The organism is Pseudomonas sp. TNT3 (genome assembly GCF_010095445.2).
Taxonomy (GTDB): domain Bacteria; phylum Pseudomonadota; class Gammaproteobacteria; order Pseudomonadales; family Pseudomonadaceae; genus Aquipseudomonas.
Map to the genome: position 1 here is coordinate 78,073 of NZ_WFGV02000002.1, position 15,146 is coordinate 93,218.

The following is a 15,146-nucleotide window of genomic DNA, read 5'->3' on the forward strand; positions in this document are numbered from 1 at the left end:
CTGCGCAGCAGTCGTAAGATGTTGGGGCCGCTGCGCGACCCAACGGGGATAAATCCCCTCACCACATAGCAGCCGGACGCCAGGTGCTACGGGTTTACGCGGGCTGTACGGCGCCAAATGCACCTTGTCGCAACAGTAGAATCACTAATCCGAACGCCCCCGCCGCCATTAACAACGGCAGCGCGTGGCCGCTGATCCACTGGCTGCCCGCACCCGCGGCCAGTGGCCCGATCAGGCAACCGATCCCCCACAATTGCGCGATATGGGCGTTAGCGCGGACCAGCGCATCATCACGATAGCGTTCACCGATGAGAATCAGCGACAAGGTGAACAGACCGCCCGCGCTGGCACCAAACAGTACCCATAACGGCCAGATCAGCAGCGTATCGATCAACAGCGGGATCGCCAGGCTGGACACCAACAGAATCACCGCACAACCGGTGAACAACGTGCGCCTCGACAAGCGATCCGCCAGCGCGCCAATCGGCAACTGCAGCAGGGCATCGCCCACGACCACGGTGCTGACCATCGCCAGGGCGATTTCGGTTGTGAACCCCTGCCGCAGGCAATAAACCGGCAACAAGGTCAGGATCATTGCTTCGAACGCCGCAAACAGTGAGACCGCCCAGGCGATCGCAGGCAATCCGCGACAGAAGCCGAGCAAATCCTTGAAGGTCACGCTGCATGCTTCGCTGGTGGGCGCCCCGCTACGGCCCAGCAACAGGAACGGTGCCGCCGTCAGCAAGCCGACGCCGACCCAGAAACCATAATCGTGATCAGTCCCCACGGCGCCCAGCAACAACGGCCCTGCCAGCTGACTTAATGCGTAGGCGCTGCCATAGAGTGCCACCAGGCGTCCACGCCATTGCTCGACCACGAGTTGATTGATCCAGCTTTCGCCAAGGATGAACACGAGGGTCAGGATCACCCCGATCATCAGCCGCAGCACCAGCCAGACGGGATAACTGGGCAATATCGCCAGCAAACCGATGGACAGCGCACCGGCCCAAAGGCAAAGACGCATCAGATTGGCCGTACCCAGACGCGCCGCCAGATGGCTGGAAATCTTCGCCCCCAGCAATACGCCAATCGCCGGCATTGCTGCCATGACACCGATCGCGAACGAGCCGTAACCCCAGTTTTCCAGGCGAAACGACACCAACGGCATACTGACGCCCAAGGCCAGGCCAACACTCAAGACAGACGCCAACACGGCGAAATATGTCGCCCAACGCATGCTCCACGCTCCTGTGGATATTATTTTTCAGACGGCACAAAACAGTGTGGGAGCGGGCCTTTGTGGCGAGGGGATTTATCCCCGCTGGGTCGCGCAGCGACCCCAAAACCTGCAACAACGCAGTATCAAACACACCGCGTGTACTGGTTTTGCGACTGCTTCGCAGCCGAACGGGGATAAATCCCCTCACCACAAAAGCTCGCTCCCACAGGGGATCTTCGTTGTATTCAGCCCCGGTTTTCACCGGGGGCTGCTACAAATTACAACTTGATCCAGGTCGCCTTCAGTTCGGTGTATTTGTCGAAGGCGTGCAGCGATTTGTCGCGACCGTTGCCCGACTGTTTGAAGCCACCGAACGGCGCGGTCATGTCGCCGCCATCGTATTGGTTGACCCAGACGCTACCGGCGCGCAGCGCCTTGGCGGTCAGGTGAGCCTTGGAGATGTCGGCAGTCCAAACGGCAGCGGCCAAACCGTACGGTGTGTCGTTGGCAATCTGGACCGCTTCTTCCGCGCTATCAAAGGTGATAACCGACAGTACCGGGCCGAAAATCTCTTCCTGGGCGATCTTCATCGCATTGCTGACGCCATCGAAAATCGTCGGTTCAACGTAGGTGCCACCGGTTTCCTGAAGAATGCGCTTGCCACCGGCGACCAGTTTGGCGCCGTCGGCATGACCGGATTCGATGTACGACAGCACGGTGTTCATCTGCTGGGTATCCACCAGCGCGCCAACGTTGGTCGCTGGGTCCAGAGGATTGCCCGGCTTCCAGGTTTTCAGTGCCTCGATCACCAGCGGCAGGAATTTGTCCTTGATCGAACGCTCGACCAACAGACGGGAACCGGCGGTGCAGACCTCACCCTGGTTGAAGGCGATGGCGCCGGCAGCCGATTCGGCGGCCGCTTGCAGGTCCGGGGCATCGGCGAACACGATGTTCGGGCTCTTGCCGCCGGCTTCCAGCCAGACGCGCTTCATGTTCGACTCGCCGGAGTAGATCAACAATTGCTTGGCAATCTTGGTCGAACCGGTGAACACCAGCGTGTCGACATCGTTGTGCAGGGCCAAGGCCTTGCCGACGGTGTGACCGTAGCCTGGCAGGACGTTCAGCACGCCTTTCGGAATACCGGCTTCCACGGCCAGCGCAGCGATGCGAATGGCAGTCAGAGGGGATTTTTCGGACGGCTTGAGGATCACCGAGTTACCGGTGGACAGGGCCGGGCCGAGTTTCCAGCAGGCCATCATCAACGGGAAGTTCCACGGCACGATCGCGCCCACAACACCGACCGGCTCGCGAGTAACCAGACCCAACTGATCATGGGGGGTAGCGGCAACTTCGTCGTAGATTTTGTCGATGGCTTCACCGCTCCAGCTCAGGGCTTGCGCCGCGCCTGGAACGTCGATGTACAGGGAATCACTGATGGGCTTGCCCATGTCCAGCGTTTCAAGCAGCGCCAACTCTTCGGCGTGCTGTTTCAACAGGCCGGCGAAACGAATCATCGTGGCTTTGCGTTTGGTCGGCGCCAGGCGCGACCAGACGCCGGAATTGAACGTGGCGCGGGCGTTTTCAACAGCGCGCTGGGCATCGGCGGCGTCACAGCTGGCGATCTTGCCCAGCAGACGACCATCGACCGGGCTGATGCACTCGAAGGTTTCGGCGGAGACAGCATCGGTGTATTCGCCATTGATGTAGGCGCGGCCTTCGATCTTCAGATCGCGAGCACGTTGTTCCCAATCGGCACGAGTCAGGGTGGTCATACGAGTGTCCTCCTCTTGTTGAATACGAGCGCCCAGCGTTCTTCGCAGACGCTCACAGGAATTCTGCCCGGCCAGCCAGCGTGTTCGGCCAAAGGCAACCGCCACCCTAAACCAGCGACAGGTGAAGTTTCAATATATTTGACATAAGGCCGGCAAACGGCCTTGCGATGTTCATTTTAATAAACATAGACTTTGCGCTTTCCAACGCAATCACTGGGGATTACAACAATGAGCATCCAGGACATCGTCGATTTCAGCCAAGCCAACACTCAGCCCGATCGTTACCGGCCAGACCCGGCAAAAATCCTCAAGGGCGATCCTGAGCAAGCGGTGTACAACCACTACAACAGTCTCTGTGGCCAGCTGAATGCGGGTGTTTGGGAAGGCGCGGTTGGCCAATGGCATGTGAACTTCACCGAGCATGAGTACTGCGAAATTGTTCAGGGTGTTTCAGTGTTGCGCGACAACGACGGCAACAGCAAAACGGTGCGGGCGGGTGATCGCTTTGTCATTCCGGCCGGATTCCGCGGTACCTGGGAAGTGCTGGAGCCGTGCCGCAAGATCTATGTGGCGTTTGAACCAAAAGCCTGACACCAGCCCCGCTTTCCCAAAAAGCCCGTCCATCGCGACGGGCTTTTTTCGTGAACCTGTCGCGTGAATCCGGACCGGCCTACGCCGAGTGGCATACATAGTTACTGCACTCGGTTACGGACCATACCGGATGCTGTTTCAGCTACTGGCACCAGTAGCCAGAACCTCATTATTCACAGGGAAGCGAATTAACATGAGCACATTTTTCACTGCGAGCCTGCTGGCTGGATTCACTTTTGCAGCCACCCTGACGTCGGCTCAGGCCGATGCTTCACCGCAGCAATGCAATACACGATGGGCGCAAGAAGACCTGATCGGCCAGTACCTCACTCAGCAAAACAAGGAGAAGGCCCGCGTGGATTCGCGTGCGGCCAGTGTCGTGGTCAATCGCAGTACTCCGGAATTCGAGCCCACACGCTTACGAATTTTCACCGATATCAACGGCATGGTCATCCGGATGTGCTGCGGCTGATTCGGCGTAACACCGGAAAACTGGCAACAAAAAAGGCCCGTATCTCGCGATACGGGCCTTTTTCGTAAGAGAGAAAAATCAATTACTTGATTTTGCCTTCTTTGTAGATCACGTGCTTGCGAACAACCGGATCAAATTTCTTGATCTCGATTTTGTCCGGAGTAGTGCGCTTGTTCTTGTCGGTAGTGTAGAAGTGACCAGTACCGGCGCTCGAAATCAAACGAATCAATTCACGCATGATTAGCTCCCTTAGATCTTGCCAGCTTTGCGGATTTCGGCCAGCACGACAGTGATGCCACGCTTGTCGATGATACGCATGCCTTTGGCAGATACGCGCAGACGCACGAAACGTTTCTCTTCTTCAACCCAGAAGCGGTGATGCTGCAGGTTCGGCAGGAAACGACGACGGGTTTTGTTATTTGCGTGGGAAATGTTATTCCCAGTCACCGGACCCTTACCGGTAACTTGACATACTCTCGACATGCCTCAGCCCTCTAAAACCACATGCCCAACCCGGCATGGGTTGGCCGCTTAATCTCTCAGTCATTTGGCGCCAGGCGCCGCGTTTCTTTAGAGGTCTTACCGGCTACACCTCCAGGTGAAGGAACCGGGCCCCTAGAAAAGAGCGCTGCTTTATACCAGAAAGACCACAGAGCAACAACATTCTGTGTGCGTTGAGTTGATAAAAACCCCATTTTTCGGGCGGTGAGTGCTTTGGATAAAGGCTGTGACCGATATCGACCGCTCGTCGCAGAGAATCGGCCAATGGGCCAATTCCACATTTTCTCGATCTGTGCACACGGAAATCAGTCGCACATAGTCCCCCCAAAATGAAAAAGGGGATAGTCATTTGCAAAAGAGCCATCTAGGGTAAGCCTTTTCCAGACTGCACTTGCAGATGGGCCTTCGATCTGTAAAGGAATCCGACCATGCGCCTCGCTGCCCTACCCCTGTTACTCGCCCCGCTTCTGCTCAGCCCGCAGGCAATGGCCGCAGCCCTGAGCGTCTGCACCGAGGCCAGCCCTGAAGGGTTTGACGTGGTGCAGTACAACTCGCTGACCACCACCAACGCTTCCGCTGATGTGCTGATGAACCGGCTGGTGGACTTCGATACAGCCAGCGGCAAAGTGGTCGCCAGCCTGGCGGACAGCTGGGAAGTCACACCCGACGGTCTGACCTACGTCTTCAAATTGCACCCCAATGTGAAATTCCATCGAACGGACTACTTCACCCCTACCCGCGACCTGACCGCAGAGGACGTGAAGTTCAGCTTCGACCGCATGCTCGACCCGGCCAACCCGTGGCACAAAGTTGCCCAGAGCGGCTTCCCGCATGCTCAGTCGATGCAGCTGCCTGCGCTGATCAAGAAGATCGATGCGCTGGACCCACTGACGGTGCGCTTCACGCTTGATCACCCTGACTCGACCTTCCTGCCGACCTTGAGCATGGGCTTCGCTTCGATCTATCCCGCTGAATACGCTGACAAATTGATGAAGGCCGGCACCCCGGAAAAGCTCAACAGTCAGCCAGTCGGCACGGGGCCGTTCATTTTCACGCGCTTTCAGAAAGATGCGTCAATTCGCTACAAGGCCAATCCGGACTACTTCGGTGGCAAGCCTGCGGTCGACCCGCTGATCTTCGCCATTACCCCGGATGCCAACGTGCGCCTGCAGAAATTGCGTCGCAACGAATGCCAGATCGCCCTGTCCCCCAAGCCTCTGGACGTACAGGCCGCGCTGAAAGAGCCGACACTGAAAGTAGAAAAGACTGACGCGTTCATGACCGCTTTCGTTGCCATCAACAGCCAGCATCCCCCGCTGGACAAGCCGGAAGTACGCCAGGCAATCAACCTGGCCTTCGATAAGGCCAACTACATCAAAGCGGTGTTCGAGGACACTGCCGAGCCTGCCAGCGGGCCTTACCCACCCAACATCTGGAGCTACGCCAAAGGCTTGCCCGGCTACGCTCACGACGTTGAAAAAGCCCGCGCCCTGATGGCCAAGGCAGGTCTCAAGGACGGTTTCCAGACCACTATCTGGACCCGCCCTTCCGGCAGCTTGCTTAACCCGAACCCAAGTCTCGGCGCGCAAATGCTGCAATCCGACCTGGCTCAAATCGGCATTCAGGCCGAGATCCGCGTGATCGAATGGGGTGAAGTGATCCGCCGCGCCAAAGCGGGCGAACATGACCTGCTGTTCATGGGCTGGGCCGGCGACAACGGTGACCCCGATAACTTCCTCACCCCGCAGTTTTCCTGCGCCGCGGTCAAGTCGGGCACCAACTTTGCGCGCTACTGCAACCAGGATCTGGACAAGCTGATCAGCGCCGGCAAGACCACCGGGGAGCAAGGCGTGCGCACCAAGCTCTACGAGCAGGCTCAGGCGCAGATCCAGCAACAGGCGCTATGGCTGCCGCTGGCGCACCCCACTGCATTCGCCCTGATGCGCAAGCAAGTCGAGGGATACGCTGTCAGCCCGTTTGGTCGCCAGGACTACTCGAAGGTCAACCTGAAGTAATCCACTTCGAGACTACCTGTGGGAGCGAGCGCGCTCCCTCCTACAGGAATCTCATTTTCACCACAGTCACATCCAGCCGTACTCGGCCATGGACAGCGGGTCGCCGTCACCGACGATGAAGTGGTCAAGAACTCGCACATCCACCAGCAGCAACGCCTCTTGCAGACGTTTGGTCAATTTTCGGTCGGCCTGGCTGGGAGTGGAGTTACCCGATGGGTGGTTGTGGCAGAGGATCACTGCTGCCGCGTTGTTGGCCAACGCACGTTTGACCACCTGTCGAGGATGGACGCTGGTGTTGTCGATGGAGCCGTGAAACAGTGCTTCAAAGGTCAGCACCTGATGCCTGGAGTCCAGAAACAGACAACCGAATACCTCATGCAGCTCATGGCGCAGCAAGGCTTTGAGGTACTCACGAACAGCTTGAGGATTTTCCAGCACCGACTTGTTGCGCAAACGCTCGGCCATGTGCCGTCGACCCATTTCCTGAACCGCTTGCAGCTGTGCGAACTTGGCGGGACCGAGCCCCAACTCCCTGCTGAACGTCGACTGATCCGCCTCCAGCAACGCACGCAGGCTGCCAAACTTGCTCAGCAAGTGACGCGCAACGTCCACTGCACTCCTGCCGGAGACACCGGTTCGTAGAAAAATTGCCAGCAACTCTGCGTCTGAAAGGCTCGCCGAGCCCTGTTCAAGAAGCTTTTCCCGCGGTCGCTCGGCCGCCGGCCAATCGCGAATACTCATAGCACCTCCCTGTCTGTGGGCGCCGCTGTTCCATAGCGGTCGCTGTGATATCTTAGCCCATCTTTTTTGCAGGCGAATTCACCCTGGGGAGGGGGTTTCGCCATGCAGTCACCAACGAATTGAAAGGCAGACCTATGCAGCGGCTGTATCGGAAACGCATTGTTCTGGGCGTCGGCGGCGGCATCGCGGCCTACAAGAGCGCTGAGCTGGTTCGCCGACTGATCGACCAGGGCGCCGAAGTGCGCGTGGTCATGACCCGGGGTGGCAGCGAATTCATCACGCCGCTGACCATGCAGGCATTGTCCGGACACCCGGTGCATCTGGACCTGCTGGACCCGGCAGCCGAAGCCGCAATGGGCCACATCGAGCTGGCGAAATGGGCCGATCTGGTGTTGATCGCCCCCGCTACCGCAGACTTGATCGCGCGCTTGGCACAGGGGATTGCCGACGACCTGCTGACCACGCTGGTGCTGGCCACTGATGCTGTTGTTGCCGTGGCGCCCGCCATGAATCAAGCCATGTGGCGCGACCCGGCAACCCAATCCAACCTGCAGACCCTCGAAAGTCGCGACCTGAAAGTCTTCGGCCCAGCCTCCGGCAGCCAGGCTTGCGGCGATGTCGGCATGGGTCGCATGCTCGAAGCCAACGACCTCGCCCAGTGCGCGGCGGACTGCTTCCAGCGTCAGGCGTTGACCGGCAAGCACGTGCTTATCACGGCCGGCCCAACCCAGGAAAACATTGATCCGGTTCGCTACATCACCAACCATAGTTCGGGGAAAATGGGCTTTGCCCTGGCCGAAGCAGCGGTTGAGGCGGGTGCCCGAGTGACCCTGATTACGGGCCCGGTCCACCTGCCAACGCCGGATCGCGTGACGCGAATCGATGTGGTCAGCGCCCGCGATATGCTCTCCGCCTGCGAAGCCGCAATCCCGTGCGATCTGTTTATTGCCTCCGCTGCGGTTGCCGACTACCGCCCGGAAGTCGTCGCGCCACAGAAACTCAAGAAAGATCCTACGAGCGGCGACGGCTTGTTGCTACAAATGGTGCGTAACCCGGACATCCTGGCCACCATCGCTACCCGTCCCGACCGTCCGTTCAGTGTCGGTTTCGCCGCCGAAACCGAACACCTGCTCGATTACGCCGCACGCAAGCTGAAAGACAAGAATCTCGATTTGATCGTCGCCAACGACGTCGCCAACCCGAGTATTGGCTTCAACAGCGAGGAAAACGCCTGCAGCGTGATTGATCGTGAACTCCACGCCACACTTTTCGCCCAGACCAGCAAGAGCAAAATTGCCCGCCAGCTGATCACTTTTATCGCCGAACGTCTGAACCAGGTTTAATTTACATGCACGCTTTGCAAGCCAAGATCCTCGACCCACGCATCGGCAGCGAATTCCCGCTGCCACAGTACGCTACCCCAGGTTCCGCCGGCCTGGACCTGCGCGCCATGCTGGAAAAAGACACCGTCATCAAACCAGGTGAAACGTTGCTGATCCCCACCGGACTGTCGGTGTACATCGGCGATCCTGGCCTCGCCGCATTGATTCTGCCGCGTTCGGGCCTGGGTCATAAACACGGCATCGTGCTGGGCAACCTGGTTGGCCTGATCGACTCCGACTACCAGGGCCCGTTGATGGTGTCCTGCTGGAACCGCGGCCAGACCGACTTCAATATGGTTGTCGGCGAACGTCTGGCTCAACTGGTTCTGGTGCCAGTCGTGCAGGCGCATTTCGAGATGGTCGAAGAATTTGTCGAAACCGAGCGCGGCGCGGGTGGTTTTGGGCATTCAGGCAGCCATTGATCGATAAACGCCACATTCCTGTAGGAGCTGTCGAGTGAAACGAGGCTGCGATCTCTTGATCTAGTTTTCTCAAGATCAAGAACAGGATCAAAGGATCGCAGCCTGCGGCAGCTCCTACAGTAGAGCTGGCTTGCCACAAAGATTGCATCAGGATCGGCGACAGTTTTAACACTGGAAATCAAGGCAATGGACGGCCAAATGCTCAGCAAAACCGGCGTCATGGCCTTTTCGCACCACGAACTCTCTGTGGAAAACGCCGTCATACCCTTCAGTTTGAGACTGCCGGCGAGTTCTTCGCCGGCAAGCCCAATCACTTTCAAGATGGAGCATTTCCAGTAATGAGCAACCCAGCCCAAGTCCCACCCAAGTTCCCCGACAGCATTTTCCGCGCCTATGACATTCGCGGCACCGTCCCGGAATTCTTGAATGCTGAGACCGCTTATTGGCTCGGTCGCGCCATTGGCTCCCAGAGCCTGGCACAGGATGAACCGAATGTTTCCGTCGGCCGTGACGGTCGCCTGTCAGGCCCCGAACTGGTCGAGCAACTGATCAAAGGCCTGGCCGACAGCGGTTGCCACGTCAGCGACGTCGGCCTGGTGCCAACGCCTGCGCTGTACTACGCCGCCAACGTCCTGGCCGGTAAATCCGGCGTGATGCTGACCGGCAGCCATAATCCTGCAAACTACAACGGTTTCAAGATCGTTATCGCTGGCGACACCTTGGCCAACGAACAAATTCAGGCCCTGCACGAACGCCTCAAGACCAACAACTTGAGCAGCGGCAATGGCAGCATCACCAAGGTCGAGATTCTCGACCGCTACAACACTGAAATCGTTCAGGACGTCAAACTGGCTCGCCGCCTCAAAGTCGTCGTTGACTGTGGCAACGGCGCTGCCGGCGTGATTGCCCCACAGCTGATCGAAGCGCTGAACTGCGAAGTCATTCCGCTGTTCTGCGAAGTCGACGGCAACTTCCCGAACCATCACCCGGACCCGGGCAAACCCGAAAACCTTGTCGACCTGATCGCCAAGGTCAAGGAAACCAACGCTGACTTGGGCCTGGCATTCGACGGTGACGGTGACCGCGTGGGCGTCGTGACCAACACCGGCAGCATCGTCTACCCGGACCGCTTGCTGATGCTCTTCGCCCGCGACGTCGTGGCGCGCAACCCGGATGCAGAAATCATCTTCGACGTTAAGTGCACCCGTCGCCTGACGCCACTGATCAAGGAATATGGCGGTCGCCCGCTAATGTGGAAGACCGGTCACTCGTTGATCAAAAAGAAAATGAAACAAACCGGCGCCCTGCTGGCCGGCGAAATGAGCGGCCATATCTTCTTCAAGGAGCGCTGGTTCGGTTTCGACGACGGCATTTACAGCGCCGCGCGGTTGCTGGAGATCCTCAGCAAAGAAAAATCCACCGCGGAAGAGCTGTTTGCGACCTTCCCGAATGATATTTCTACGCCGGAAATCAATATCCATGTGACCGAAGAGAGCAAATTCAGCATCATTGATGCGCTGCACGATGCCAAGTGGGGCGAAGGCGCTGACCTGACCACCATTGACGGCGTGCGAGTCGATTACGCCAAAGGCTGGGGCCTGGTTCGCGCGTCCAACACCACACCGGTGCTGGTACTGCGTTTCGAGGCCGATGACGAGGCTGAGTTGCAGCGCATCAAGGATGTATTCAAAGTCCAGTTGAAGCGTGTTGCACCTGATCTCCAACTACCGTTTTGATTTAACGAAGCGCCTTTATTGAAGTGCCGGAGCCCTGAATGACCCTCGAACGCGAAGCCGCCGCCAACACCGCCAAGGTCCTGTCCGAAGCGCTGCCTTACATTCGCCGCTATGTCGGCAAGACGCTGGTGATCAAATACGGCGGCAACGCGATGGAAAGCGAGGAGCTGAAAACCGGCTTCGCCCGCGACATCGTCCTGATGAAAGCCGTGGGTATCAACCCGGTGGTGGTGCACGGCGGCGGCCCGCAAATTGGCGACCTGCTCAAGCGATTGTCGATCGAGAGCCACTTCATTGATGGCATGCGTGTCACTGACGCACAGACCATGGACGTGGTGGAAATGGTCCTGGGTGGCCAGGTGAACAAGGACATTGTTAACCTGATCAACCGTCATGGCGGCAGCGCCATCGGCCTGACCGGTAAAGACGCCGAGTTGATTCGCGCGAAAAAGCTCACCGTCACGCGCCAGACGCCGGAGATGACCCAACCGGAAATCATCGACATCGGCCAGGTCGGCGAAGTGGTCGGGATCAACACCGACTTGCTGAACCTGCTGGTCAAAGGCGATTTCATTCCGGTGATCGCGCCAATTGGCGTCGGCGCCAATGGTGAGTCGTACAACATCAATGCCGACCTGGTAGCCGGCAAAGTTGCCGAAGCATTGAAGGCTGAAAAGCTGATGCTGCTGACCAACATCGCCGGCCTGATGGACAAGTCGGGCACCGTCTTGACGGGCCTGACCACTCAGCAGGTCGACGAACTGATCGCCGATGGCACCATTTACGGCGGGATGCTGCCGAAGATCCGTTGCGCGCTGGAGGCGGTACAGGGTGGCGTGGGCAGCTCGTTGATCATTGACGGGCGCGTACCGAACGCGATTCTGCTGGAAATCTTCACCGATACCGGTGTGGGTACCTTGATCAGCAATCGCAAGCGCCCTTAAGCGGCACATACAAAAAGACCCCGCTCAGCCAGACTGAGCGGGGTCTTTTTTTGCCTGAGATACCTGCGGGCAAACGATTTATTTGTGGCGAGGGAGCTTGCTCCCGCTGGGCTGCGCAGCAGCCCCAAAATCTTGTGAGCGCTGCGCACTCAAGCGGGAGCAAGCACCCTCGCCACACAGTCCCGCCACACAGGGAGATCGGTGCTAGACGCCGAACTGGGCGCGGTACGCTTCTACGGCAGGCAAGTGTTGCTTGAGCTGCGGATCGTCCGCCAGGAACTCGAGTACCTGGTTCAGCGAAACGATGCTGATAACCGGAATACCGAAATCACGCTCCACTTCCTGGATCGCCGACAGCTCGCCGTTACCGCGCTCTTGACGGTTCAGGGCGATCAGCACGCCTGCCGCCTTGGCGCCGTCCTGGGAAGCGATGATCTGCATCACTTCACGAATCGCGGTGCCGGCGGTGATCACGTCGTCGATGATCAAGACTTCGCCAGTCAATGGCGCGCCGACCAGGCTGCCGCCTTCGCCGTGGGCCTTGGCCTCTTTACGATTGAAGCACCATGGCAAATCACGCTCATGGTGCTCAGCCAGGGCTACCGCAGTGGTCGCTGCCAGCGGAATGCCTTTGTAGGCTGGGCCGAACAGCACGTCGAAGGAAATACCGCTCTCGACGATGGCTGCCGCATAGAAACGACCCAGTTGCGCCAGCGCCGAACCCGAGTTGAACAAGCCGGCATTGAAGAAGTAAGGACTGGTGCGCCCGGACTTCAGGGTGAACTCACCGAAGCGCAAAACGCCGCGATCGATGGCAAAACGAATGAAATCGCGCTGATACGCTTGCATGAAAAAAACCCCAAATACCACGGATTTAGCTAATTAGGTTGACGCCGTGTATCATACACGCACGCGATTTTTGGGGCCATTTATGCGGATCATCAGTGTGAACGTCAATGGTATTCAGGCTGCAGTGGAGCGAGGTTTGCTCAGTTGGCTGCAAGCACAGAATGCCGACGTCATCTGCCTGCAGGACACCCGCGCCTCCGCCTTTGAACTGGACGATCCAGCCTTCCAACTGGATGGCTACTTCCTTTATGCCTGCGAAGCCGAAGTTCCCGCCCAGGGTGGCGTGGCTTTGTATTCGCGGTTGCAACCGAAGGCTGTCATCAGCGGTCTCGGCTTCGAGACGGCCGACCGCTACGGGCGCTACCTGCAAGCCGATTTCGATAAGGTCAGCATCGCGACCTTGCTGCTTCCTTCGGGGCAGAACGGCGATGAAGACTTGAACCAGAAGTTCAAGCTAATGGACGATTTCGCCCGTTATCTGGATAAACAGCGACGCAAACGTCGCGAGTACATTTACTGTGGCTCGCTGTATGTTGCGCAACAGAAGCTGGATATCAAGAACTGGCGCGACAGCCAGCAATCTCCGGGCTTCCTGGCGCCTGAACGTGCCTGGATGGACGAGATTGTCGGCAACATGGGCTACGTTGATGCCTTGCGCGAAGTCAGTCGTGAGGGCGATCAGTACAGCTGGTGGCCGGACAACGAACAGGCTGAAATGCTTAACCTCGGTTGGCGTTTCGACTACCAGTTGCTGACGCCAGGTCTGCGCCGCTTCGTACGCAGCGCACGTTTGCCACGTCAGCCACGGTTCTCGCAACACGCACCGCTGATCGTCGACTACGACTGGACGCTGACTATCTAAGCGTTGTTTCGAAGGCAAGAACTGGCGTTACTCAGATTGCGTGAACACTCAGCAACCTGTTTGCCAGACGAAAAAATGCCCGTATCGCATGATACGGGCATTTTTTTTACGCTTTTTTTCGCTTGAGGTTCGGCCCTTTCATAACAAGGTCACGTGGCATGAGCCTCAACCCGCGGCGAAAAACGGCAACGCCAGGTACAACTTGATCACGATCACATTGATGATGTCGATGAAGAACGCACCCACCATTGGTACCACCAGGAACGCGATTTGCGAAGGTCCATAGCGCTGTGTCACTGCCTGCATGTTAGCAATGGCCGTTGGCGTCGCGCCCAGCCCAAAACCACAGTGCCCCGCTGCCAGCACGGCCGCATCATAGTTCCTGCCCATTACCCTGAACGTCACGAAAATCGCAAACAGTGCCATGACCAAAGTCTGCGCAGCCAGGATCAGAAAGATCGGCAAAGCCAGTGCGGCCAGATCCCACAGCTTGAGTGACATCAGAGCGATGGCGAGGAATAGCGACAGGCTGACATTCCCCAGTACAGACACTTCACGCTCAAACACCTGATACAGACCCAGTGCTGAAAGACCATTTCGTAGCAGGACTCCCACGAACAAGACGCAAACGAAGGTCGGCAGCTCAAACGCAGTTCCGTGCAGCAGGCCATTCAAGAGATTACCCGCCAGCAAGCTGACGGCGATCAAAGCAAGGGTCTCGATGAACGAGAAGGGTGTGATCGAGCGCTCCTTGTTGGGCTGCTCGAAGCCTTTTGGACATTGAGGCTTTCCGTGTTCGAGACCCGGGGTTTGAACACGCTTGATGAGCAGGCGAGCAACCGGACCGCCAATCAAACCACCCAGCACCAAACCAAACGTTGCAGAAGCCATCGCCAGCTCAGAGGCGGAAGCCAGGCCGTACTTCTCGCTGAAAGTCGAACTCCATGCAGCGCCGGTACCGTGCCCACCCGCCAACGTCACTGAGCCGGTCAACAACCCCATCAATGGATCAAGACCTAACAAAGTGGCGAGCCCGATGCCCATGGCGTTCTGAACCACCAGGAGCCCTGTGACTGCCAGTACGAAAATCCCTACTACACGCCCGCCTTTCTTCAGGCTTGCAAAGTCTGCGCTCAAGCCAATGGTGGCGAAAAACGCCAACATCAGGGGCGCCTGCAACGATGTATCGAAACGGACCTCAACTTCGATGGCTCGTAGCGTCAAGAGAACCAACGCGACCACCAGCCCGCCGGCTACAGGCTCGGGAATATTGTAGGCGCGTAAAAATCCGACACGAGTAACAAGTCCTCTCCCCAGTAAAAGTACTAAAGAGGCGGCCACAAGTGTTCCGTAAAAATCGAGTTCAATCATTGGGAAATGCTTACATGCACATTCAGAGGCGAACTTTTTACCTGGGCACGCCTGTTGAATTGGTTGAGACGTATCAACACGGGTTGATTTTAGATTCAGGGACCGTCAATGGTGTGAACAAGGCGTAATACCGCTGATAAATATTACGTCGAGCAACTTTATCAATCGCCCAGTCTCATTGCCAAGCCTATGGGGCGCCCCGCGGGCCGTAGTTGTGACTAAAAGTGTAAGAACAACGAAAACAGCTTTAATATAAGGAATTAACGGTA

At 57.7% G+C, this 15,146-nt stretch carries 14 protein-coding genes and 1 pseudogene; 8 read left to right on the top strand and 7 right to left on the bottom strand.

The window, feature by feature from the left end:
• Window positions 1-94: 94 nt before the first annotated feature.
• Window positions 95-1,237, bottom strand: a complete 1,143-nt coding sequence (locus tag GBC55_RS01925; RefSeq protein WP_162436665.1) for an MFS transporter — start codon at window positions 1,235-1,237, stop codon at window positions 95-97.
• A gap of 260 nt (window positions 1,238-1,497) precedes the next feature.
• A complete protein-coding gene (locus GBC55_RS01930; RefSeq protein ID WP_162436664.1) occupies window positions 1,498-2,991 on the bottom strand; it encodes an aldehyde dehydrogenase in 1,494 nt (497 codons plus the stop codon).
• Window positions 2,992-3,219: 228 nt separating this feature from the next.
• Between GBC55_RS01930 and GBC55_RS01935 the strand changes: the two genes are divergently transcribed.
• Complete coding sequence (locus GBC55_RS01935; RefSeq protein ID WP_162436663.1) at window positions 3,220-3,582, top strand: cupin domain-containing protein; 363 nt, start codon at window positions 3,220-3,222, stop codon at window positions 3,580-3,582.
• A 193-nt stretch (window positions 3,583-3,775) separates the two neighbouring features.
• Window positions 3,776-4,054, top strand: a complete 279-nt coding sequence (locus tag GBC55_RS01940; protein ID WP_162436662.1) for a peptidase inhibitor — start codon at window positions 3,776-3,778, stop codon at window positions 4,052-4,054.
• Between the two features lie 82 nt (window positions 4,055-4,136).
• On the opposite strand, the gene rpmG is transcribed toward GBC55_RS01940, so the two are convergent.
• Complete coding sequence (gene rpmG / locus GBC55_RS01945; RefSeq protein WP_007894709.1) at window positions 4,137-4,292, bottom strand: 50S ribosomal protein L33; 156 nt, start codon at window positions 4,290-4,292, stop codon at window positions 4,137-4,139.
• A gap of 11 nt (window positions 4,293-4,303) precedes the next feature.
• On the bottom strand, window positions 4,304-4,537 hold the full coding sequence (gene rpmB, locus GBC55_RS01950; RefSeq protein WP_007894701.1) for a 50S ribosomal protein L28: 234 nt from the start codon (window positions 4,535-4,537) through the stop codon (window positions 4,304-4,306).
• 446 nt (window positions 4,538-4,983) lie between these two features.
• On the opposite strand from rpmB, the gene GBC55_RS01955 reads away from it, so the two are divergent.
• Complete coding sequence (locus GBC55_RS01955) at window positions 4,984-6,570, top strand: ABC transporter substrate-binding protein (protein ID WP_162436661.1); 1,587 nt, start codon at window positions 4,984-4,986, stop codon at window positions 6,568-6,570.
• A 66-nt stretch (window positions 6,571-6,636) separates the two neighbouring features.
• Here GBC55_RS01955 and radC read toward each other — a convergent pair whose 3' ends face one another.
• Complete coding sequence (gene radC, locus GBC55_RS01960; RefSeq protein WP_162436660.1) at window positions 6,637-7,311, bottom strand: DNA repair protein RadC; 675 nt, start codon at window positions 7,309-7,311, stop codon at window positions 6,637-6,639.
• A 134-nt stretch (window positions 7,312-7,445) separates the two neighbouring features.
• Here radC and coaBC point away from each other — a divergent pair, with 134 nt between their 5' ends.
• The 4 genes and pseudogenes from coaBC to argB all read left to right on the top strand — a co-directional run bounded on the left by coaBC (window position 7,446) and on the right by argB (window position 11,795).
• Window positions 7,446-8,654 carry a bifunctional phosphopantothenoylcysteine decarboxylase/phosphopantothenate--cysteine ligase CoaBC gene (gene coaBC / locus GBC55_RS01965; protein WP_162436659.1) on the top strand — a complete coding sequence of 403 codons (1,209 nt, stop codon included), beginning with the start codon at window positions 7,446-7,448 and terminating at the stop codon, window positions 8,652-8,654.
• A 5-nt stretch (window positions 8,655-8,659) separates the two neighbouring features.
• A complete protein-coding gene (gene dut / locus GBC55_RS01970) occupies window positions 8,660-9,115 on the top strand; it encodes a dUTP diphosphatase (RefSeq protein WP_028622393.1) in 456 nt (151 codons plus the stop codon).
• A gap of 371 nt (window positions 9,116-9,486) precedes the next feature.
• Window positions 9,487-10,851 (top strand): annotated as a pseudogene (locus GBC55_RS01975) (phosphomannomutase/phosphoglucomutase); the annotation flags it as partial.
• Between the two features lie 38 nt (window positions 10,852-10,889).
• Window positions 10,890-11,795, top strand: a complete 906-nt coding sequence (argB, locus tag GBC55_RS01980) for an acetylglutamate kinase (RefSeq protein WP_045059191.1) — start codon at window positions 10,890-10,892, stop codon at window positions 11,793-11,795.
• A gap of 204 nt (window positions 11,796-11,999) precedes the next feature.
• Here argB and pyrE read toward each other — a convergent pair whose 3' ends face one another.
• Window positions 12,000-12,644 (bottom strand): orotate phosphoribosyltransferase, encoded by a 645-nt coding sequence (gene pyrE, locus GBC55_RS01985; protein ID WP_162436657.1) that lies wholly within the window; start codon window positions 12,642-12,644, stop codon window positions 12,000-12,002.
• An 82-nt stretch (window positions 12,645-12,726) separates the two neighbouring features.
• Here pyrE and GBC55_RS01990 point away from each other — a divergent pair, with 82 nt between their 5' ends.
• Window positions 12,727-13,506 carry an exodeoxyribonuclease III gene (locus tag GBC55_RS01990; protein ID WP_007934608.1) on the top strand — a complete coding sequence of 260 codons (780 nt, stop codon included), beginning with the start codon at window positions 12,727-12,729 and terminating at the stop codon, window positions 13,504-13,506.
• A gap of 165 nt (window positions 13,507-13,671) precedes the next feature.
• On the opposite strand, the gene gltS is transcribed toward GBC55_RS01990, so the two are convergent.
• Window positions 13,672-14,877 carry a sodium/glutamate symporter gene (gltS, locus tag GBC55_RS01995; RefSeq protein ID WP_162436656.1) on the bottom strand — a complete coding sequence of 402 codons (1,206 nt, stop codon included), beginning with the start codon at window positions 14,875-14,877 and terminating at the stop codon, window positions 13,672-13,674.
• Between the last annotated feature and the right edge of the window lie 269 nt (window positions 14,878-15,146).